General features: G+C 44.7%; 18 protein-coding genes. 8 read left to right on the top strand and 10 right to left on the bottom strand.

What is annotated here, in order from left to right; translation table 11 throughout:
• Window positions 1–4: 4 nt before the first annotated feature.
• The 8 genes from HADU_RS13275 to galE are packed head-to-tail and all read left to right on the top strand — an operon-like array spanning window position 5 to window position 9,272.
• Window positions 5–946, top strand: a complete 942-nt coding sequence (locus HADU_RS13275) for an NAD-dependent epimerase/dehydratase family protein (protein WP_008307047.1) — start codon at window positions 5–7, stop codon at window positions 944–946.
• Between the two features lie 14 nt (window positions 947–960).
• The gene (locus tag HADU_RS13280) at window positions 961–1,971 is read left to right on the top strand and encodes an MraY family glycosyltransferase (RefSeq protein ID WP_034592983.1); all 1,011 of its coding nucleotides are present in this window, start codon (window positions 961–963) and stop codon (window positions 1,969–1,971) included.
• Window positions 1,964–2,494: an acetyltransferase gene (locus tag HADU_RS13285; RefSeq protein WP_005181251.1), complete on the top strand. Its 531-nt coding sequence runs from the start codon at window positions 1,964–1,966 to the stop codon at window positions 2,492–2,494. The genes HADU_RS13280 and HADU_RS13285 overlap by 8 nt, the downstream gene beginning before the upstream one ends.
• A gap of 42 nt (window positions 2,495–2,536) precedes the next feature.
• Entirely contained in the window at window positions 2,537–4,411 is a 1,875-nt protein-coding gene (locus tag HADU_RS13290; protein WP_008307055.1) for a polysaccharide biosynthesis protein, read from the top strand.
• A gap of 13 nt (window positions 4,412–4,424) precedes the next feature.
• Window positions 4,425–5,300 (top strand): UTP--glucose-1-phosphate uridylyltransferase GalU, encoded by an 876-nt coding sequence (gene galU, locus HADU_RS13295; protein ID WP_005220361.1) that lies wholly within the window; start codon window positions 4,425–4,427, stop codon window positions 5,298–5,300.
• A gap of 30 nt (window positions 5,301–5,330) precedes the next feature.
• On the top strand, window positions 5,331–6,587 hold the full coding sequence (locus HADU_RS13300; protein ID WP_008307056.1) for a nucleotide sugar dehydrogenase: 1,257 nt from the start codon (window positions 5,331–5,333) through the stop codon (window positions 6,585–6,587).
• Entirely contained in the window at window positions 6,587–8,260 is a 1,674-nt protein-coding gene (pgi, locus tag HADU_RS13305; RefSeq protein WP_008307057.1) for a glucose-6-phosphate isomerase, read from the top strand. Before HADU_RS13300 ends, pgi begins: the two co-directional genes overlap by 1 nt.
• Window positions 8,253–9,272: a UDP-glucose 4-epimerase GalE gene (galE, locus tag HADU_RS13310; RefSeq protein WP_008307058.1), complete on the top strand. Its 1,020-nt coding sequence runs from the start codon at window positions 8,253–8,255 to the stop codon at window positions 9,270–9,272. Before pgi ends, galE begins: the two co-directional genes overlap by 8 nt.
• Before the next feature lie 64 nt (window positions 9,273–9,336).
• On the opposite strand, the gene HADU_RS13315 is transcribed toward galE, so the two are convergent.
• From HADU_RS13315 to HADU_RS13360, 10 genes are all read right to left on the bottom strand, one after another.
• Window positions 9,337–10,710 (bottom strand): phosphomannomutase/phosphoglucomutase, encoded by a 1,374-nt coding sequence (locus HADU_RS13315; RefSeq protein WP_008307059.1) that lies wholly within the window; start codon window positions 10,708–10,710, stop codon window positions 9,337–9,339.
• A gap of 58 nt (window positions 10,711–10,768) precedes the next feature.
• Complete coding sequence (glmS, locus tag HADU_RS13320) at window positions 10,769–12,607, bottom strand: glutamine--fructose-6-phosphate transaminase (isomerizing) (RefSeq protein ID WP_008307060.1); 1,839 nt, start codon at window positions 12,605–12,607, stop codon at window positions 10,769–10,771.
• Between the two features lie 11 nt (window positions 12,608–12,618).
• On the bottom strand, window positions 12,619–13,983 hold the full coding sequence (gene glmU, locus HADU_RS13325; protein ID WP_005220339.1) for a bifunctional UDP-N-acetylglucosamine diphosphorylase/glucosamine-1-phosphate N-acetyltransferase GlmU: 1,365 nt from the start codon (window positions 13,981–13,983) through the stop codon (window positions 12,619–12,621).
• A gap of 20 nt (window positions 13,984–14,003) precedes the next feature.
• Window positions 14,004–14,525: a phosphatidylglycerophosphatase A gene (locus HADU_RS13330; RefSeq protein ID WP_005220337.1), complete on the bottom strand. Its 522-nt coding sequence runs from the start codon at window positions 14,523–14,525 to the stop codon at window positions 14,004–14,006.
• The gene (gene thiL / locus HADU_RS13335; RefSeq protein ID WP_005220336.1) at window positions 14,503–15,420 is read right to left on the bottom strand and encodes a thiamine-phosphate kinase; all 918 of its coding nucleotides are present in this window, start codon (window positions 15,418–15,420) and stop codon (window positions 14,503–14,505) included. The genes HADU_RS13330 and thiL overlap by 23 nt, the downstream gene beginning before the upstream one ends.
• Before the next feature lie 20 nt (window positions 15,421–15,440).
• Window positions 15,441–15,890, bottom strand: coding sequence for a transcription antitermination factor NusB (gene nusB, locus HADU_RS13340; protein ID WP_004814175.1), 450 nt, complete (start codon window positions 15,888–15,890; stop codon window positions 15,441–15,443).
• A gap of 4 nt (window positions 15,891–15,894) precedes the next feature.
• Window positions 15,895–16,365 carry a 6,7-dimethyl-8-ribityllumazine synthase gene (gene ribE / locus HADU_RS13345; RefSeq protein ID WP_004814177.1) on the bottom strand — a complete coding sequence of 157 codons (471 nt, stop codon included), beginning with the start codon at window positions 16,363–16,365 and terminating at the stop codon, window positions 15,895–15,897.
• A 19-nt stretch (window positions 16,366–16,384) separates the two neighbouring features.
• Window positions 16,385–17,500 carry a bifunctional 3,4-dihydroxy-2-butanone-4-phosphate synthase/GTP cyclohydrolase II gene (gene ribBA / locus HADU_RS13350; protein ID WP_004895820.1) on the bottom strand — a complete coding sequence of 372 codons (1,116 nt, stop codon included), beginning with the start codon at window positions 17,498–17,500 and terminating at the stop codon, window positions 16,385–16,387.
• Window positions 17,501–17,856: 356 nt separating this feature from the next.
• Window positions 17,857–19,368: an aldehyde dehydrogenase family protein gene (locus tag HADU_RS13355; RefSeq protein ID WP_004814181.1), complete on the bottom strand. Its 1,512-nt coding sequence runs from the start codon at window positions 19,366–19,368 to the stop codon at window positions 17,857–17,859.
• A 369-nt stretch (window positions 19,369–19,737) separates the two neighbouring features.
• Window positions 19,738–20,703, bottom strand: coding sequence for an alpha/beta hydrolase (locus HADU_RS13360; protein WP_008307066.1), 966 nt, complete (start codon window positions 20,701–20,703; stop codon window positions 19,738–19,740).
• Window positions 20,704–20,854 lie beyond the last annotated feature (151 nt).

A 20,854-nucleotide genomic window follows, 5' to 3' on the forward strand; every position in this document is an offset into this window, starting at 1 on the left:
AAATATGAAGGTCTTACTTACAGGCAGTAACGGTTTCCTCGGTCAATACTTATCGCAATTTTTGGCTGAAAAAGGCTATTCTGTTTTAGCGCATACCCGTAAAGCCCAAACTTTTGACCATTCGAATATTCACAATATCAATTTTGATCTGAATGATAACTTAGACAACATTGATCTGAATCAGGTTGAAGTTATTATTCATTGTGCAGGCCGTGCGCATGTCATGCATGAAACTGCTGCATCGCCACTTGAAGCATATCGTCACACTAACGTGCAAGGTACTCTAAATCTTGCACAAAAAGCGGTAAAAAGTGGCGTTAAACGCTTTATCTACTTAAGCAGTATTAAAGTTAATGGTGAACAAACTACGACACAAGCCTTTCACCCCAATGATGATGTCCATACAGATGACCCGTATGGCTTATCTAAATATGAAGCAGAACAAGCCTTACTTGCGCTCTCTCAACGTACAGGTTTAGAAGTGGTTATTATTCGTCCCGTCCTCATTTATGGGCCTAATGTAAAAGCCAACTTTAAAAGTATGGTGAACTTGGCAACTAAAAAACTCCCTTTACCGATTGGTTGTTTAGACAATAAACGCAGTATGGTGAGTGTCTATAACTTGGCTGACCTGATTCATACGTGTATGACGCATCCAAATGCCAACCGTGAAGTATTTTTAGCCAGTGATCAGGATGACATTTCAGTCAAACAATTATTTGAAAAATTAGCAAAATATCAAAATAATCAATTGCTAATGCTACCTGTACCAAAAAGCTTGATCAGTTTTATGGCAAGTTTGGTGGGAAAAAAAGCGGTTGCCTCACGTTTATGTTCAGAACTGGTGGTAGATACCACTAAAAATACACAACTTTTAGGTTGGACAGCACCGTATAATGTTGATACAAGCCTAGAAAAAATGTTTAACACAGCGCATAAAAACTGAGCCTAGTCAAAAATATGTCCATGCTATCCCTTTTTATTTTCTTTTTACTCGCGTTTGCGATGACCTATTTCATGCGCGCCTACGCCCTCAAGAAAAATATCATAGACAACCCCAATGAACGTAGTTCCCACAGTGTACCTACGCCACGTGGAGGTGGTGTTGCGGTGGTGTGTAGCTACTTGTTGGCGCTGGCGGTGTTGATCTATAGCCAACAATTGACGCTACATATTGGCTTAACTCTTATGGCAGCGGGCTTTGTCATCGCTTTACTTGGTTTTTTAGATGACCATGGGCATATTAACTCCATGCTGCGTTTAGCCGTACATTTTTTGGTGGCCATTGGCGTGGTGATCAGCTTAGGAGGCTTTAGCGAAGTTACAGCTTTTAATGGTCTAGCACTTGGGTTTAGTGCCAATATTATTGCTGTACTGTTTTTGGTATGGTTGCTGAATCTATATAACTTTATGGATGGCATTAACGGTATTGCCAGTGTTGAGGCCATCACCACCACAGTCAGTATGGCAATTTTATACGCTATACTAAATACCTCGCTTAATTTAGATATCCTGTGGTTATTGGCAGCCTGTGTATTTGGTTTTCTATTATGGAACTTTCCCAAAGCTAAAATTTTTATGGGTGATGCCTGTAGTGGGTTCTTAGGGCTCACCTTAGGTATTTTGGCGCTCATCGCCCTCAAAGAAAATTTAGCTCTGTTTTGTGCATGGATTATTTGTTTAGGAATGTTTGTGGTGGATGCTACCTATACGCTTATTAATCGCGTGCTGAGCGGCTATAAAATGTATGATGCCCATCGTAGCCATAGTTATCAAATCTTGTCGCGTAAATGGGGTAGTCATACGCCTGTGACATTGGCTGTAGCAGCGATTAACCTATTGTGGTTATTGCCACTAGCCTATTATACCGTTACCCAGCCATTGGCTTATCCGGAATTTATGGTATTGGTGGCCTATTTACCGCTTGTATTAATTGCAATGAAATTAAAAGCAGGACATCCAGATGCCTAAAAAAAATCTGCTGATTCTGGGGGCAGGGGGCTTTGGTCAATCCATTGCTGAAGTAGCAGCGTTATCTGCACAATGGCAGCAAATTTACTTTGTGGATGACCGCTGGCCTGAGCAAAAACAAGTAGGCCAATATTCAATCATCTCAAATATTCAAAACTTGTCTCAGCTTCAGCAAGAGAATATGGAGGCAATTGTTGCGGTCGGAAATAACCAAATACGACAAAAATGGCAACAATTACTGCTTGATTTATCAATACCACTCGCCACTATCATACATCCACAGGCTGTAATTTCACCTTCTGCTCAAATTGGTCAGGGGGTAAGTATTATGGCAGGGTGTATAATTGGCACGAATACGATTATTCAAGATGGTGTGCTTCTTAATATTGGGACCTTGCTAGATCATGATGTGGTGATCGAACACTTTAGTCATTTAAGTGTTGGCGTAAACATCGCAGGCGGACAGAGAATTCCGTCTGGCTCTTTTTTAGAGGTGGGAACCCGTATTGGACATAAATCTTAATAACAAATTCTTTAAATTAAGATATGACTTATTGAAAACTATATGAAATCCATCGTTATTCCTCTCGTCGAATCCCCCCGTGCTGCCAAATTGGCTTTTCTGGTCATTCTGGATTTCTGTGTATTTCCAGTCCTGATCTGGCTGTGTTATGCCATTCGTCAGTTTGACCTTGGTGCAGAGGTGGTGCCGAATATTCCGTTTGGTTCACTGTGGGTCAGTGCAATTGCGGTTATCCTGTTGTTTGTGTTTGGGGTGTACCGCTTTATTGTGCGTACTTACAATGAAGTGTTTATGGTCAAACTGGGCCTGGCAACTTTCCTGGCGGTGGCGGGACTCTATGCCTTGGCCTATTTAACAGATGCTTTTATTCCAACTTCTATTCCACTGATGTTCGGCTTTATGATGTTCGCCTGGGTGTGGTTTAGCCGTGGGTTCATCCGTTTTATTGTCCGTTCTTATGTACAGGCGGGTATCCCGAAAAAACGTATCGCGATTTATGGGGCAGGCAATGCTGGTCAGCAGGTCGCTGCGACTTTAACCCGTTCCAATGAACATTTACCCATTTTCTTTATTGATGATAATCCATCTTTAAGCGGACAGAATATTGGCGGTATTGATGTCTATTTGCCGGAAACAGCACTTAAATGTTTTGCCAAATTGCGGATTGATGAAATCCTGATTGCGCTGCCTTCTGTGGGGCGTAGCCGCAAAAGTGAAATTGTTAAATTTCTGGAACCTGCCCATTTAAAAATTACTGAAATTCCGGGCCTGACCAAACTGGTGGATGGTGAAATCCGCGTTTCCGATATTCAGGAGGTTGATATTATTGACTTGCTAGGACGTGATCCGGTGCCCCCAGTGCCGGAGCTTCTGGCCAGGAATATTCAAGATAAAGTAGTGATGGTCACCGGTGCAGGCGGCTCGATTGGTTCAGAGCTGTGCCGACAGATTGTGAAAAACCAGCCGGCAAAAATCGTTATTTTTGAATTAACCGAGTTTGCCCTGTATAACATTGATAAAGAACTACGTTTAATGTCTCAGTGTGAGATTATTCCGATTCTGGGCTCGGTGCTGGATCAGCAAAAACTGGAACGTGTGATTGAGCAGTATGCAGTACAAACCGTCTATCATGCGGCAGCGTATAAGCATGTACCGCTGGTCGAGTGTAATCCGCTAGCGGGCCTGAAAAACAATGCAGTAGGAACGGCCTTCAGCGTGAATGCTGCGGTGAAAAAAGGTGTAGAAACCTTTGTGCTGATCTCAACTGATAAAGCGGTACGTCCGACCAATGTCATGGGTGCCAGTAAACGTATGGCAGAACTTTACTGTCAGGCGATGGCAGAGGCACAACAGCAGACCCAGATCAGTATCGTCCGTTTTGGTAATGTGCTCGGTTCTTCGGGTTCTGTGGTGCCATTATTTAAACAGCAGATTGCCAAAGGCGGCCCGATTACTGTGACCCATCCAGATGTCACCCGCTACTTTATGACTATTCCGGAGGCTTCACAGCTGGTGATTCAGGCCGGTGCCTTGGGCGTGGGTGGCGATGTGTTCCTGCTGGATATGGGGGAGCCGGTGCGTATTCAGGATCTGGCCCGTCAAATGATTGCCTTGAGTGGGTTGAAAGTTCGTGATGAGCAGCATCCAGAGGGGGATATTGCAATTCAATATGCCGGTTTGCGTCCAGGTGAAAAACTGTATGAAGAATTGCTGATTGATCAGGAAAATACTGAGCTTACGTCACACAGTCGTATTCTAAGATCATTTGAAAAACACGTTCCGTTACAGGAAATTACACAAGTATTTGATAAAATGCAGGAACTTTCTGCCATGCAGGCAGATATTGACTGGGCCTTGTCACAGCTTGAGTATTATGTTGATGGCTATCAACGTGGTAAAGAAATTAAAGTTAATTAAGTGAAGTTTATTTATGATTAAGAAAGCCATTTTGCCAGTCGCAGGTTTGGGTACCCGGTTTCTCCCAGCCAGCAAATCTATTCCTAAGGAAATGGTGACGGTGGTGGATCGTCCAGCGATTGAATATGTGGTGAAAGAAGCGGTCGCTGCGGGAATTGAGCAGATTATCCTGGTCACCCATAGCTCCAAGGCCTCGATCGAAAACTATTTTGATCGTAGTTTTGAGCTGGAAACGACGCTTGAAAACAAAAAGAAATTTGATTTGCTGAAAGAAATTACCGAGATTCTCCCTTCACATGTCAGCGTGATTAGTGTACGTCAACCTCAGCCCCTAGGTTTAGGACACGCTGTTTTGTGTGCAAAAGCAGTGATTGGAGAAGATGACTTTGCCGTTTTACTGCCTGATGTATTGGTGAAAGATTCTGATCCGGTCAATGACCTAAGCTTGATGATTCAACATTTTAATGCATCTCAAGCTGCACAGATTATGGTGGAAGCTGTGCCGGATCATCTGGTCGATCAATACGGCATTGTAGATGTCGCAGAATCACCTGCTGAAGGACAAAGCATCGTGATGCAAGGCATTGTAGAAAAGCCGGCGGTGGGAACGGCGCCTTCAAATTTATCGGTAGTGGGCCGTTATATCCTGCCGGCAAAAATCATGCAGTTACTGGAACAGACCCCACGTGGTGCAGGCAATGAAATCCAGCTGACCGATGCGATTGCCATGTTACAGCAGACTGATACGGTAGAGGCCTATCGCATGAAAGGCCAGACCTTTGACTGTGGCAGTAAACTGGGTTATCTCAAAGCTGTATTGCACTATGGTGTGGATCATCCGGTACTGGGTGAGTCCTTTAAAGCCCTGATTCAAGAACTGAAGCTCTAAATATAGACTTTAACAATAATAAGGATCCTTATGAACATAGCAGTATTTGGTCAGACCTTATATGCCGGTGTCATGGCAGCCCTACTGGCAGAATGTGGTCATCAGGTCTACTGGTGTGATTTGCTGAAAAAACCGTCTTCCGAGCAGGTTTATGCACAGGATGAAGCCGTACAGCAGTTACTGAACAAGCAGCATGCCAAGGGCTTTTTACAATACTGCAAGTTCGAGGCGATTCCTTTAGATATTGATGTCTATCTGTTTAGCTTAAGTCCGACTGAAGAAAGTCAGGGTCTGGAAATCCTGCGTGAGCTCAAGCAGCGTCCAATTATTCATCCAAAACTGATGATCAATGCTTCTACCTTGGGCCTTCACGGTACCGAAAAATTCCAGCAAATTCTTTCAGAAGATTACTGGATCTATTTGCCAGATGTGATTCAGGAAGGTAATGCCTTACGCAGCCTGACCGAAGCCAGCCAGCTCATTGTCGGCTATAGCAATGAAACGGCGAAAACACTTTTGAAGGAATTGCTCAGGCCGTTATTTCCGCGTGAACAGCAATACCTGTTTATGCCGGTTCTGGATGCCGAATTTACCAAACTGAGTGTGTCCGGCATGCTGGCCACGCGCATCAGCTATATTAATGATCTGGCTCTAGTGGCTGAAAAACTTGGTATTGATATTGAGCATGTACGCCAGGGGCTGGCAGCGGATAGCCGGATTGGTTCATCTTATCTGTATCCGGGAGCAGGGTTCGGCGGCGAAAACTTCTCGCATGATATTCAGATCCTGGCCAGTACTGTGTCAGGTACCGGCGCGAAAAGCCAGCTAATGGCCCAGGTCTGGGAAATTAATGAGCAGCAAAAAGAACTGCTATTTCGCAAGCTGTGGAATTATTACCATGGTGATCTGGCTGGAAAAACTGTGGCGATCTGGGGAGCATCCTTTAAGGAAAATACCTCGCGTATCCAGCAATCTCCGATTCATGCCATGTTGACTGCACTCTGGGCTCAAGGGGTGACCGTCAAGCTGCATGATCCTCAAGCCCTGGCGGAAATTGAAAAAGTCTATGGACAACGCGATGATCTGGTGTATTGCACAGATCAGTACGAGGCTGTAAATGGAGCACATGCCCTATGCGTGCTCACAGCCTGGAAACAGTACTGGAGTCCCAATTACCGCAGCCTGTTGAATCAAATGCAGCATCCATTGATCCTGGATGGACGTAATATTTATAATCCGGATTATATGAAAGCACAAGGCTTTGCCTATAAGGGAGTAGGACGTTAATGAGTGTAATTCAGCAACCTTATCCCCTCGAAGAGAAAGAGACTGTTTTAAGCCGGTTAAATGCTTTAAAACAGCAATTTGAACATAAGCATCTGCAAGAGCTGTTTCAGCAAGATCCGCAGCGTTTTCAGCATTTCTCGGTCAATCTGGAGCCGGTGACCTTTGATTTTAGCAAGCACCGCATTGATCAGGACGTGCTACAGGCACTAGTGCAACTGGCACAGGTACAAGATCTGAAACAGTGGATCAAACGGCTGTTTTCCCAAGAACAGGTTAACTACACCGAGCAGCGTGCTGCAATGCATTGGGCCTTACGTTTGCCTGAGCAGAATGAACAGCATCCTGAACTGGCTGCCGAGGTGCATACCCAGTTACAGCGCATGTTCACCTTGGTAGAAAAAATCCATGCTGGACAGTACCGCGGTGCTACCGGTGAAGTGATTCAGGATGTAGTCAATATCGGGGTCGGCGGTTCGGATTTGGGACCGCTGATGGTCAGTCAAGCCCTGTCTGACTTTAAACAGCCGACTCAGCGTCCCCTCAATGTACATTTCGTATCGACCATGGATGGCAGCCAGCTGTCTGATCTGCTGCATAAGCTGCGACCTGAAACAACACTGTTTATTATCTCCTCCAAATCTTTCGGTACCATTGACACCCTCTCTAATGCACAAACGGTACGCCTGTGGTTGGAAAAAACCCTGGGACAAGACCTGCGCACGATCCAGCATCATTTTATTGGGGTTTCGACCAAGCCGGAGAAAATGACAGCTTGGGGAATTGCACCGGAAAATCAGTTCCTGCTTTGGGATTGGGTTGGTGGCCGTTATTCGCTCTGGTCCTGTATTGGCTTGCCTATTGCATTGACGATTGGGGTACAGGGTTTTCAGCACTTTTTAGCGGGTGCCCATGCGGTAGATGAGCATTTCCAGACGGCTCCATTTGAACAGAATATTCCGGTGTTGATGGGACTGTTAGGGGTCTGGAACAACAACTTCCTGGATATACAAACCCATGCCGTATTGCCTTATGATGGCCGGTTAAAATATTTTGCTTCTTATTTGCAGCAGCTGGAAATGGAATCCAATGGTAAATCCATTCAGCGTAATAGCGAGAAAGTAGAATGGGATACCTGTCCGATTATCTGGGGAGAAGTCGGACCGAATGCCCAGCATGCCTTCTATCAGCTATTGCATCAGGGCACCCAATCGGTCAGCAGTGATTTTATTGCGCCGGTTCAGCGCTATAATGCGAACCAGTTCACCTATGCCGATAATGCCGATGCGCTGATTGAACAGCATCATTTGGCCCTGTCCAACTGTCTGGCACAGTCGCGGCTACTGGCCTTTGGTAATCAGGCGCTTGATGCCAGTGAACTGGCCGACCTACCGACCTATAAGCAGTATGCAGGGAACCAGCCGAGTTCAACTATTTTAATGCAAGAGCTCAATCCTTATAGTCTGGGGATGTTGATCGCCATGTATGAACATAAGGTGTTTGTGCAGTCAGTGCTGTGGAATATCAATCCTTTTGACCAGTGGGGCGTCGAAAAAGGCAAGGAAATTGCTAACCAGCTCTTGCCGATTTTAAATGGAGAACAGGCGGATGTGTCCGCGCTGGATGCCTCGACACAAGGTTTAATTGCAATATTAATGGGGAAACAGCGTGGCTAAAGTACTGGTAACAGGTGGTGCTGGTTATATCGGCTCACATACCTGTCTGGAATTATTAAATGCCGGACATGAAGTCGTGGTATTAGATAATCTTTCTAATAGTTCTAAAGAATCTCTGAATCGTGTGCAGGCTTTGGCTTCGAAATCTTTGGATTTTATTCAGGGTGATATTCTAGATCAGAATATTTTGAATCAGATTTTTAGTACCTATCAAATTGATGCCGTGATCCATTTCGCCGGTCTAAAAGCCGTAGGAGAAAGCCAGCAAATTCCGCTGACGTATTTTGAAAATAATATTTCAGGTTCCATCAGCCTGGTACAGGCCATGCAGCGCGCTGGTGTATTCCGTCTGGTCTTCAGTTCCTCGGCTACAGTCTATGATGAAGCCAATATCTCGCCTTTAAATGAAGATATGCCGACCGGTATGCCGAGCAATAACTATGGTTATACCAAGCTGATTGTAGAGCAGCTATTACAAAAGCTATCGGCATCCGATGATCGCTGGTCAATTGCCTTGTTGCGTTATTTTAATCCGGTTGGAGCGCATAAAAGTGGTCAGATTGGTGAAGACCCGCAAGGGATTCCCAATAACCTGATGCCGTATGTGACTCAGGTGGCTGTAGGCCGTCGTGAAAAGCTGTCTATTTTTGGTGATGATTACGATACGGTAGATGGGACAGGCGTACGGGATTATATCCATGTGGTGGATCTGGCCAATGCGCATTTATGTGCATTGACTAACCGTCTGCAAGCACAAGGTTGCCGTGCCTGGAACATTGGTACGGGACAGGGCTGTTCAGTCTTGCAAATCAAAAATACCTTTGAGCAGGTCAACGAGGTGCAGATTCCATTTGAAATCGCTCCGCGTCGTGAAGGCGATGTGGCGACGTCTTTTGCCGATAATACCCGTGCAGTAAAAGAGCTGGGTTGGCAACCAAAATATGGTCTGGAAGATATGCTGGCAGACAGCTGGAACTGGCAGAAGCAGAATCCACAAGGCTATCGCGATTAATTTTTTCAGATAAGTATCAAGCATAAAAAAAGAGCCATTTTGATCTGGCTCTTTTTTTCTGACTTCAGCTGCCTTGAATCAGCTGGGTCAGCTCATCCACATAGTCTTGCATTGGTCGTGGATTCTGGTCACGACGGCTTTCAATATTCAAACGCAATAATGGTTCGGTATTGGATGCTCGCACATTAAAACGCCAGCTACCAAAATTCAGGCTGACGCCATCAGTCTGATCAATTTCAGGTTTCTGATCGGCATAATGATCGAAAAGTTTTTGGATGGTTGCCTGGGTATCGGCCACTTTAAAATTAATTTCACCTGAACATGGGAACTTGGCAATCATTTCTTCAACCAGCGAAGATAGAGATTGCTGTGTTTCAGACAGTACCGCAATCGCCAGTAACCATGGAATCATGCCGCTATCACAGTAGGCAAAGTCACGGAAATAATGATGCGCACTCATTTCACCGCCATATACGGCATTGTGCTCACGCATTTTTTCTTTAATAAAAGAGTGACCAGACTTGGACTGGATGGCTTCACCTTTAAACTGCTCAACAATATCAAAAGTGTTCCAGACCAGACGCGGGTCATGCACAATTTTTTCACCAGATTGTTTTAGCAAGAAGGCCTGCGCCAGCAGACCGACAATATAATAACCTTCAATAAACTGGCCTTTTTCATCGAACAGGAAACAGCGGTCAAAGTCGCCATCCCAGGCAATCCCCATATCCGCACCATGCTGAATGACCGCATCACGGGTACTGTCACGGTTTTCAACCAGAATTGGATTTGGAATGCCATTCGGGAATGTACCATCTGCTTCATGATGAATTTTAATAAATTCGACAGGAATATTCAGTTCCTTAAACTTTGCCTCAATCGCATCAATCACATGACCTGCAGCACCATTACCGGCATTCACCACCAGTTTTAACGGGCGAACTTTTGCAGGGTCGATATATGTCATTAGGTGATCGACAAATTCGGGCAGGATATTATATTTTTCAGTATGACCTTTTTGGCTAACTTCAATGAACTGACCAGATTCTGCCAAGGCCTGAATCTCTTTAAGGCCGGTATCTGCACTGATCGGGCGGGCATTTTCACGTACCAGTTTCATGCCGTTATAATCCATCGGGTTATGACTGGCAGTGACTTCAATCCCACCTTGCACATCTAAATGGAAGGCACCAAAATAAACTTCTTCAGTCCCGGTCATCCCTAAATCTAGAACATTCACGCCCGCATCATTTAAACCACGGATGGTGGCCTGTTTTAAATCTTCACTGCTAAGGCGAATATCACAACCGACCACAACGGTTTTGGGCTGGTAAATTTGTCCATAGGCGCGACCAATTTTATAGGCAATCTCTTCGTTGAGTTCAGTACCGAGTTTGCCGCGAATATCATAGGCTTTAAAGCACGTCAGTTTTGTCATTTATAGGCTCTCTATTCAGAAGAAAAAGGCCAGTTCCCCAGCCTTGATTCAATTCTAATTATTCTACAGTGACCGATTTTGCCAGGTTACGCGGCTGATCGACATCCGTACCACGAAGTACAGCCACATGATAGGACAATAACTGCACCGGAATGCTATACACAATCGGGGCCAGTACTGCATTGACTGCAGGAATATGGACCACATGTTGACGGTCTTTGGCTTTAATACCACTGTTTTCATCAGCAAAGACGAACAGCTCACCACCACGTGCCTGCACTTCTTCCATATTGGATTTGAGTTTATCCAGCATGTCATCCTGTGGCGCCAGAATCACTACTGGCATGTCGTTGTCGACCAAGGCCAATGGACCATGCTTCAGTTCACCTGCCGCATAACCTTCAGCATGAATATAGGAAATTTCCTTCAGCTTCAAGGCACCTTCTAGCGCAATCGGAAAATGTGTACCGCGGCCCAGGAACAGACAGTGCTGCTTTTCTACAAACAGTTCAGAAAGGCGTAAAATTTCATCGTTATGATGCAAGGTATCCAGAATCACTTTTGGCATATGCCATAAGTCGGTGCTAATAGCTGTGACCTGTTCTGCTGAAATTGTATTTTTGACTGTACCCAGTTTTAGTACCAACAGCATCAGTGCAGCTAGCTGTGTGGTAAAGGCTTTAGTCGATGCGACACCAATCTCAGGGCCTGCCAAAGTCAGCAGACTGTGATTGGTTTCACGTACCATGGATGATGTTGCCACGTTACAGATCGTCATGGTGGTGATGTCTAGTCCTTTGGTAGCCGCACGTTTCTGTGTGTCACGTAATGCAGCCAAGGTATCGGCAGTTTCACCAGATTGGGAAATACACACATACAGCGTATGATTTACAATCACTGGCGTACGATAACGGAATTCGCTGGCAATCTCGATCTGGCAAGGCAGATCAATCAGCTGTTCAAACCAGTATTTGGCAATCATGCCAGCATGATAGCTGGTACCGCAGGCAATAATCTGGACTTGCTGAATTTTGGAGAAGTCCTGTTCCGCACTGGCAAGGAAGTCTTCGCGCAGGTCATTACCATTCAAGGCTTGGGAAATGGTCTGTTTGATCGCTTCAGGCTGCTCATAAATTTCTTTGAGCATGTAATGCTTGTACTCACCTTTAGAAGCATTGCTGACCGCAGCATCCAGTTCTTTGACCGGACGATCGACCAGTTGACCATCGACAAAGACTTCAATGGTGGTGCGGGTCAAACGGGCAATATCACCTTCTTCCAGGTAGATAAAACGGTTGGTAATCGGCAACAGAGCCAGTTGGTCAGAACTGATAAAATTCTCGCCAATGCCTACGCCAATTACCAGTGGAGAGCCTTCACGTACGGTAATCAGTTCATCTGGATGATCCGTATGTACAATGCCCAGTGCATAGGCACCTTTTAGTTGCGGCACCACCTGACGTACAGCTTCTAACAGGCTTGGGGTAGATTTCAGCGCATCATTGATCAGATGGGCAACGACTTCAGTATCCGTCTGTGAGGTAAACACATAGCCCAAAGCTTCAAGATCATCTTTAAGTTCTTGATAGTTCTCAATAATACCATTATGAACCACTGCCACATTTTCAGAAATATGCGGATGGGCATTTTCTTCAGTCGGTTTACCATGGGTTGCCCAGCGTGTATGTGCAATACCGAGTGAACCACTAATCTGTGATTCATTCACCGCCTGTTCAAGGTTGGAAACCTTGCCGACACGGCGCTCACGCAGGACCTGATGATTGTTGATCAGGGCTAAACCTGCTGAATCATAGCCACGGTATTCCAGGCGTTTTAAGCCTTCAATCAAAATATTGGTAATGCTGCGTTCCGCAATGCCACCGACGATACCACACATATTTGTTCCCCTTATTTCTTGATTTTTTGCGGACGTGGATAGTTTTCTTTGGCAAATTGCTTAGAGCGCTCTACTGCCAAACTGTTGTCTTCCACATCACGGGTAATCGTCGAGCCTGCACCGACTGTAGCACCGTTACCAATTCTCACAGGTGCCACTAATGAACTGTTCGAGCCAATAAAGGCTTGATCACCAATAATTGTTTTAAATTTGTTGGCACCATCATAATTACAGGTAATGGTCCCTGCACCGATGTTTGAGCCTGCACCAACTTCAGCATCACCCAGGTAGGTAAAGTGGTTGGCTTTAGAGCCTAGACCAATCGTGGTATTTTTAACTTCAACAAAGTTACCAATGTGAACTTCATTGGCAAGTTTTGCCCCTGGACGTAAACGTGCAAAAGGTCCAATTTGGGTATCTTCCCCAACGATGGCGCTATCGAAAATGCTATATGGCTGCACCTTGGTACCCGCTGCAATCTTGGTGTTCTTGATGATACAGCCAGCGCCAATTTCAACATTGTTACCTAACTCGCAATCACCTTCGATAATCACGTTGATATCAATGCGGACATCCTGACCGACGGTTAAATTGCCACGCAAGTCAAAACGGCTTGGATCAATCAGATGTACGCCTTGCTGCATGAGCTGTTTGGCCTGAAATGCCTGGAACTGACGCTCTAAAGCAGCCAGCTGCACCCGGTCATTTACCCCTTCAACTTCAAAAGCCTGCTCAGGTTCTACAGATGCAACTTGCATACCATCTGCCAAAGCCATCGCCACAATATCAGTCAGGTAATATTCACCTTGCGCATTGTCATTGCTTAAACGTGGTAGCCATTGATGCAACTTGGCATTGCTGACGGCATAAATACCGGTATTGATTTCCTTGATTTGACGTTGTTCTTCAGAAGCATCCTTGTGCTCAACAATGGCCTGGATCTGACCTTGTTCACGTACGATACGGCCATAACCATTGGCATCCGGCAGGGTAAGCGTCACCAGACCAATACCGGTTTCTGCAGTAGCATCGAGTAATTTTTGCAAGGTTACAGGATTAATGCACGGCACATCGCCGGAAAGAATCAGCGAAACGCCATCTTGTGGCAGGACAGGCAAGGTCATTTGCACTGCATGGCCGGTACCCAGCTGTTCAGCCTGTTCTACCCATTTAATCTCTTGCTCTGCAAAAGCAGCCTGAACCCGGTCACCACCGTGACCATAAATCGTAATAATATTATCTGCGTTTAATTTTTTTGCCGTTTCAATGACATGACCCAGTAAAGGACGTCCTGCAAGGGGTTGTAATACTTTCGGTAAGCTGGAACGCATACGGGTTCCTTTACCTGCAGCAAGAATAATCACAGTCGTTGACATGTTCTAATCCTAAATATGGCTTATGCCACAGTGAAGTAAAAATAAAGCAAAATACAAAGGGCCGCCCACAGGCCAGCAATAATGTCATCCAGCATGATGCCGAAACCGCCGTCAATTTGACGGTCAATGACACGAATCGGCCAGGGCTTCCAGACATCGAATAAACGGAACAGAGCAAAACCGACCAATGCCCACATCCAGCTCATTTCATTTAGATAGAGCAAAGGCAAAAAGGTAATGGATTGACCTGCAAATTCATCCCAGACAATGCGACCATCATCATGTACACCCATGACTTTAGCCGTATGCCCGCAAATATAGATGCCAATGAGCGACATTAGAATAATGGCTAATATGGTGCTCGATAGACCAATTGCAAGCCATAGCGGAATAAACAATAAGGCAAAAGCTGAACCAAACGTACCCGGCGCTTTCGGTAATAAGCCAGAACCAAAACCAACACCACAGAACACAATAAAACGGTCGGTCCATGACATGGCTTTAAAATTGATTGAAGGTTTATGCAAAATGTTGATACCCATTAAATTGAAGCAAATGATCTACGCCATCTTTTTCAAAAGTTAAGCCGCGCTGTTGCTGAATTGTGCCGATTATACTAATCGAATCATCAAGTTGTTTTTGCAATAATTTTTCATAATTTTGCGGGCTTATTGTAAAACATAATTCATAATCGTCGCCACCCGCCAATGCATACTGCCATTTTTGTTCATCATTTAAGGCGTGCAGGGCAGTACTTAGTGGTAAGTTTTCAAGTTGCAGCTTTGCGCCGACATTTGATGCTTTAAGGATGTGTCCCAAATCTTGTGCAAGACCATCTGAGACATCAATCATGCTATTGGCCAGGCCTTTAAGCGCAGCACCTAAAGCACAACGTGGCGTTGGATAATCCAGACGTTTTTGTAGATCATGACCTAAATGCTTTAAGCCAAATGCCGCATCGCCAACCGTACCTGAAACACAAATCAGATCACCGATTTGGGCACCTGAACGTGGTACAGCAAGGCCTGTATCGACCCAGCCCAGTGCTGTGACAGATAGAGTCAGATGTGGACTTTGCGTGGTATCACCACCAATTAAACGTACACCAAATTGATCGCAGCAGTCGTATAGCCCTTGGCTAAAGCCTTTGAGCCAAGCATGATCAATTTGGGGTAAGCTCAATGCCAATAAAATACTATGCGGTGTGGCGCCCATCGCGGCAATATCAGATAAATTGACTGCAACAGATTTCCAGCCAATGGCATGTGGGTTTGTATCTAAAGGAAAATGTCGACCCGCAACTAAGGTGTCGGCACAAATCACCAATTGCTGGTGAGGAGGGGGGGTGAGCAAGGCTGAGTCGTCACCGACCCCTAAATCGACAGAATCTTGATTCTTACGATTGAAATAGGTGTCGATAATCGAAAACTCAGCCATACAACAAATCTACTTAAAACTTAGTTTGCTTGTTGTTTTTCTGCTGCACGTAAAGTTGTCGCTAAACGATCTAATACACCATTGATGTATTTATGGCTGTCTGCACCGCCAAAATGTTTAGCTAACTCAATTGCTTCGTCTAAAACGACACGATATGGAATCTCAAGATGTTCTTTGAGCTCATACGCACCTAAACGAAGTGTTGCGAGTTCTACACCGTCAAGTGCAGAAAGTTCGCGATCCAGCACAGGGATAAGCAAAGCATCCAATGCTTCATGATTGGCAACCACTTGAGTCAACAATTCATGATAATAGCCAAGATCCACTTTGTGCATGGCATTGTCCACACGTGTACGTGCTTCAATCTCATGCACAGGGTTGTGGCTCATTTGCCATTCATAAATTCCTTGTACGGCAAAACGACGTGCTTTACGTTTTGCAGCATAAGTTGCTTGAAGTGTTTGCGACATAGCCTTAAATAGCCTTTAACAAGTTAACCATTTCAATCGCAGTCAAGGCAGCTTCACTACCTTTATTGCCTGCTTTTGTTCCAGAGCGTTCAATCGCTTGTTCAATACTATCCGTAGTGAGTACGCCATTAATGACAGGAAGACCAGCGTCCAGACCAACTACGCCTAAACCTTTGGCACATTCACCTGCCACGAAATCGAAGTGCGGTGTGCTACCACGAATCACAGCGCCCAAGGCAATGATGGCATCGAACTTGCCAGTCGCTGCTAATTTTTTTGCAACGATTGGAAGTTCCCAGGCACCAGGTGCATGAACGACCGTGATATTATCCTCTGATACACCATGGCGTTTCAATGTATCAACGGCACCTTCTAACAGATGTTCAACAACAAAGCTGTTAAAACGACCAACTAAAATCGCATAACGGTCTTCGTTCGCGAGATGTAACATACCTTCAATACGGCGAACAGCCATAATAACCTCGATTCTTATCTTAAGATGTGTGTTGTGCAGTGATGTATTCCACCACTTCTAAATTAAAACCTGACAATGCATTAAAGCGTAATGGTGAACTCAGCAGCTTCATTTTTTCTACGCCTAGATCACGCAAAATTTGTGCACCGACACCAATCGTTTGATACTGCTGCGACAGTGCAGCATTGGATTTCACATTTTTGGGTGCTTTTAAAGTATCAAGCGCAGGACCTAGATCTTGTAAATGACGTTGACCAATCCAGACCAAAACACCACGATCACTGCTTGCAATTTCTTTAAGTGCCTTGTCTAAATTCCAAGCCGGTTCGCCGTCCTGTTTATTCAGTTTTAAGAGGTCCCGTGTCGGGTTAAAGCCGTGGACACGTACAGTCGTTACGCCTTCTTTCGGCTCGCCTTTGACTAGTGCCACATGAATATCCGGGTTACCTAATTCACGGTAACGATACAGATCAAAGGTACCGTATTCGGTATCAATTGTTTGCTGATCTAAACGTTCAACCGTCTGCTCATTGGTCATGCGATAATGAATCAGGTCAGCAATCGTACCAATTTTCAAGCCATGCTTTTCGGCAAAGACTTCAAGGTCTGGACGACGTGCCATGGTGCCATCTTCATTGATGATTTCACAAATGACCGATGCTGGCTCTAAACCTGCAAGACGCGATAAGTCACAGCCTGCTTCGGTATGACCTGCACGGTGCAGGACACCACCTGGCTGTGCCATCAATGGGAAGATATGACCAGGCTGTACGATGTCCGTAGGTTTAGCATGAGCCGCCACAGCGGTTTGAATGGTATGCGCACGCTCTGCAGGTGAAATACCGGTAGAAATACCTTCAGCTGCTTCAATCGATAACGTGAAGTTGGTCCCGTGTTGAGCACCATTAGCATCTACCATCAATGGAAGATTCAACTGTTGGCAACGTTCTTTACTTAAAGTCAGACACACTAAACCACGAGCATGGGTGATCATAAAGTTGATGTCTTCAGGACGCACGTGCGTGGCAGCAATGACTAAATCGCCTTCATTTTCACGATCTTCATCATCCATCAGGATGACCATTTTTCCTGCACGGATATCTGCTACAAGCTCTTCAACTGTATTGAGCGGCATCAACCTTCACCTTCTTTTTTGATCTTGTTCAGACCGAATCATGACATTATTGGTTGCATAGTCTAACGCTTTTTGAGCAATTTTGCCTATGCTTATTGATTTCCCTAAACTGAACATTGTTATACACAGTCTTTTTCGGCAAAGAAAGCCGACTTTATATGGAAGTTTTTAATTTTTGTATTTTTTTATCCAATTGAAAATATTAAAAAAATCAATACTTATCATAGAGGGATATATACTTGTTTTGGATAGCTTTATGATTTTATTGGGATAGAGGGACGGTTATTTTTTGTTTAAGATAAAATTACCAAGCCAATAAAAAAGCGAACTGAAGTTCGCTTTTGCTTAGACAGGAATTAGAAGAAACCTGCGGGTTTGGTCGAGTAGCTGACAAGCAAGTTTTTGGTTTGTTGATAATGATCGAGCATCATTTTGTGGTTCTCGCGTCCAATCCCTGATTTTTTATAACCACCAAATGCCGCATGGGCAGGGTAAATGTGATAACAGTTGGTCCAGACGCGACCTGCCTGAATCGCACGGCCGGCACGATAAGAGGTATGGGCTGAACGCGACCAGACACCAGCACCTAAGCCATAAATGGTGTCATTGGCAATTTTAATGGCATCATCAAAGTCCTTAAAAGTGGTCACGGCAAGTACAGGTCCAAAAATTTCTTCCTGGAAGGTTTTCATGTCATTGGTGCCTTTAAAAATGGTCGGTTCAATATAGAAGCCTTGACCTACTTCATGGCGTGCTTCACCACCTGTTAAGACCTGAGCACCTTCTTCACGACCTGTGGCGATACAACCCAAGATCTTATCCTGCTGTTCTTGCGATGCCTGTGCGCCAATCATGGTGTCGGTATCCAGCGGATGACCGGTTTTAATGCGCTTGACACGCTCAACTGCACGTTCCAGGAATTTGTCGGCAATACTTTCCTGTACCAGTGCACGTGAAGGGCAGGTACAGATTTCTCCTTGGTTGAGGGCAAACATGGTAAAACCTTCTAAGGCTTTATCTAGGTATTCATCCTCTTGATCCATCACATCTGCAAAGAACAGGTTTGGTGATTTACCACCCAGCTCTAAGGTCACAGGAATAATATTTTCAGTCGCATATTGCATAATCAATTGGCCGACTGCGGTTGAACCGGTAAAAGCAATTTTTGCGATACGAGGGTTGGTCGCCAGTGGACGGCCGACTTCGACCCCATAGCCATTAACAATATTCAGTACACCAGGTGGTAAAAGATCCTGAATCAGTTCAACCAACACTAAAATACTGACAGGGGTTTGTTCTGCTGGTTTCAGCACAATACAGTTACCGGCAGCTAAAGCCGGAGCCAGTTTCCATGCGGCCATGAGAATTGGGAAATTCCACGGAATGATTTGACCGACAACGCCGAGGGGTTCATGGAAATGATAGGCGATGGTGTCTTCGTCAATTTCTGAAATGCCGCCTTCTTGCGCGCGAATACAACCAGCAAAATAACGGAAGTGGTCGATACATAATGGAATATCCGCATTTAGGGTTTCACGAATCGGTTTACCGTTGTCCCAGGTCTCTGCCACCGCGAGCAATTCCAGGTTTTCCTCTAGACGATCGGCAATCTTGAGCAGGATATTTGAACGTGTGGTCGGTGATGAGCTATTCCACTGGGCTTTGGCGGCATGGGCGGCATCGAGTGCGAGTTCAATATCTTCTACACTGGAGCGTGGTGCTCTGGTAAAAACTTTGCCATCGACTGGGGAAATATTATCAAAGTATTCACCTTTGACCGGCGGCACCCATTTACCGCCAATAAAGTTTTCGTATTGTGCTTTAAATTGAATTTTTGAACCGTCAGTATTTGGATCTGCATAGCGCATATTTTTGTCCTTTCATTGATTGTTATAGCTGTGAGAGAAATAAGGGTGAGAGACGAAGACTCATCTTGGAATGAATAGTTATAGCTAATATAAAGAGCAAATCTGACGCTATGTCGAGGGTTTACAAGCGTGCTACAAAAGGCAACAAAGCGAACCTAATAGGATTTCAATATTGTTATTAATAATCAATTATTTATTTTAAAGTAATTAAATTTTGGCACTGTTAAAACATGATATTTCTCACAGATCAGACTGCTGCGAGATAACAATTGACCCGTTTTAGAATACAATCTCTCAGATAAATTTTTTGGGAAGGCAGTTTTTATTTTCCTTCCCAAAATCTTTCAAATCATGATCGTTCTGAACTGGTTAAAGTCCTTTGGTATGTAACCACTCAAACAGCTGTTGATAGACCTGTTCCCGTACCGCTTTTTCTGACAGTACCAGGTCATGCAAGCCATTATGAATTTCGCACAAGGTGACATCGCCCGATATTTTGCTGGCATGCTGAATCATATCCTGCACTTCCAGGATCACATCGCTGCTTTGTGCATGACGATTAAATTTTCGTGGATAAGTCGTCTGATGCGAATGCATGATCAGGACAGGAATGCTTAACTGAAGACCTTGATGCAGTTCTTTTTGCGCCTCATGAATGGCATGTACAAAGCTCAAACGCACCATGGGATAACGGACTTTTTTCCATTCGAGGTTAAAGTTCCATTCACCATGATGGCTGGCGTGCAAACTCGGGACATACCACTTATTAAGACGACTTGGGAACAGCAAGTTTGGAAAACGTTTGCCCATTGCTGCCATTCGAGGAATGGCAAATTTCTTTTCCAGACGACTCATATTGAAATCATAAAAGGGACTGTTTGCCCAGAGCGCTTTAATCAGGGGATGATCAGGATGATGTGCTGCATACAAGGTTGTGGTTAAGCCCCCCGTTGAATGTCCGCAAAGCAGCACGGCGTCATGACTTTCCTGACCGATAATATCCAGTGCCTGAGTAATTTCTGCATCATATTCTGACAGGCTATGAACGTTATAGTACTTCTGATGCGGCAAATAGGAGCGGCCATATTTACGTAGGTCCAGCGCATAAAAGTCAAAACCCTGCTCATTGAAACGCTCTGCCATTTCAGTCTGGAAAAAATAGTCGATAAAACCGTGGATATATAGCACCGCCTTTTTAGTCGGTTTAGCGGCTTTCTTGCGAACGAGGGTCGCCACCACCTGACCTTCATAATCATTCGGAAGATCTAAGGTGGCCTGTTCATAGCCAGCCCCTAAAATATCGGGTTGATAATCTACCTCTATCTTTGTTGTCATTATTTTCTCTTAACTTCTTGTTCAGATTTTATATTTAGATATTTCTACACTAGCGTCAAATAAAAAAACAGTATTTTCTAATGAGGAACTGATCACCTGAAATTAAAGATAAACAGCTCATCGGGATGGAATAAATGCGAGACAAGGTTTC

The sequence above is a fragment of the Acinetobacter sp. HA genome (assembly GCF_000264725.1).
Taxonomy (GTDB): domain Bacteria; phylum Pseudomonadota; class Gammaproteobacteria; order Pseudomonadales; family Moraxellaceae; genus Acinetobacter; species Acinetobacter schindleri.

Bases quoted from the DNA above. Each gene is read 5' to 3' on its own strand.
- HADU_RS13275 (WP_008307047.1), top strand. From the start codon at position 5: ATGAAGGTCTTACTTACAGGCAGTAACGGTTTCCTCGGTCAATACTTA.
- HADU_RS13280 (WP_034592983.1), top strand. From the start codon at position 961: ATGTCCATGCTATCCCTTTTTATTTTCTTTTTACTCGCGTTTGCGATG.
- HADU_RS13285 (WP_005181251.1), top strand. From the start codon at position 1,964: ATGCCTAAAAAAAATCTGCTGATTCTGGGGGCAGGGGGCTTTGGTCAA.
- HADU_RS13290 (WP_008307055.1), top strand. From the start codon at position 2,537: ATGAAATCCATCGTTATTCCTCTCGTCGAATCCCCCCGTGCTGCCAAA.
- galU (WP_005220361.1), top strand. From the start codon at position 4,425: ATGATTAAGAAAGCCATTTTGCCAGTCGCAGGTTTGGGTACCCGGTTT.
- HADU_RS13300 (WP_008307056.1), top strand. From the start codon at position 5,331: ATGAACATAGCAGTATTTGGTCAGACCTTATATGCCGGTGTCATGGCA.
- pgi (WP_008307057.1), top strand. From the start codon at position 6,587: ATGAGTGTAATTCAGCAACCTTATCCCCTCGAAGAGAAAGAGACTGTT.
- HADU_RS13315 (WP_008307059.1), bottom strand. From the start codon at position 10,710: ATGACAAAACTGACGTGCTTTAAAGCCTATGATATTCGCGGCAAACTC.
- glmS (WP_008307060.1), bottom strand. From the start codon at position 12,607: ATGTGTGGTATCGTCGGTGGCATTGCGGAACGCAGCATTACCAATATT.
- glmU (WP_005220339.1), bottom strand. From the start codon at position 13,983: ATGTCAACGACTGTGATTATTCTTGCTGCAGGTAAAGGAACCCGTATG.
- HADU_RS13330 (WP_005220337.1), bottom strand. From the start codon at position 14,525: ATGGGTATCAACATTTTGCATAAACCTTCAATCAATTTTAAAGCCATG.
- thiL (WP_005220336.1), bottom strand. From the start codon at position 15,420: ATGGCTGAGTTTTCGATTATCGACACCTATTTCAATCGTAAGAATCAA.
- nusB (WP_004814175.1), bottom strand. From the start codon at position 15,890: ATGTCGCAAACACTTCAAGCAACTTATGCTGCAAAACGTAAAGCACGT.
- ribE (WP_004814177.1), bottom strand. From the start codon at position 16,365: ATGGCTGTTCGCCGTATTGAAGGTATGTTACATCTCGCGAACGAAGAC.
- ribBA (WP_004895820.1), bottom strand. From the start codon at position 17,500: ATGCCGCTCAATACAGTTGAAGAGCTTGTAGCAGATATCCGTGCAGGA.
- HADU_RS13355 (WP_004814181.1), bottom strand. From the start codon at position 19,368: ATGCGCTATGCAGATCCAAATACTGACGGTTCAAAAATTCAATTTAAA.
- HADU_RS13360 (WP_008307066.1), bottom strand. From the start codon at position 20,703: ATGACAACAAAGATAGAGGTAGATTATCAACCCGATATTTTAGGGGCT.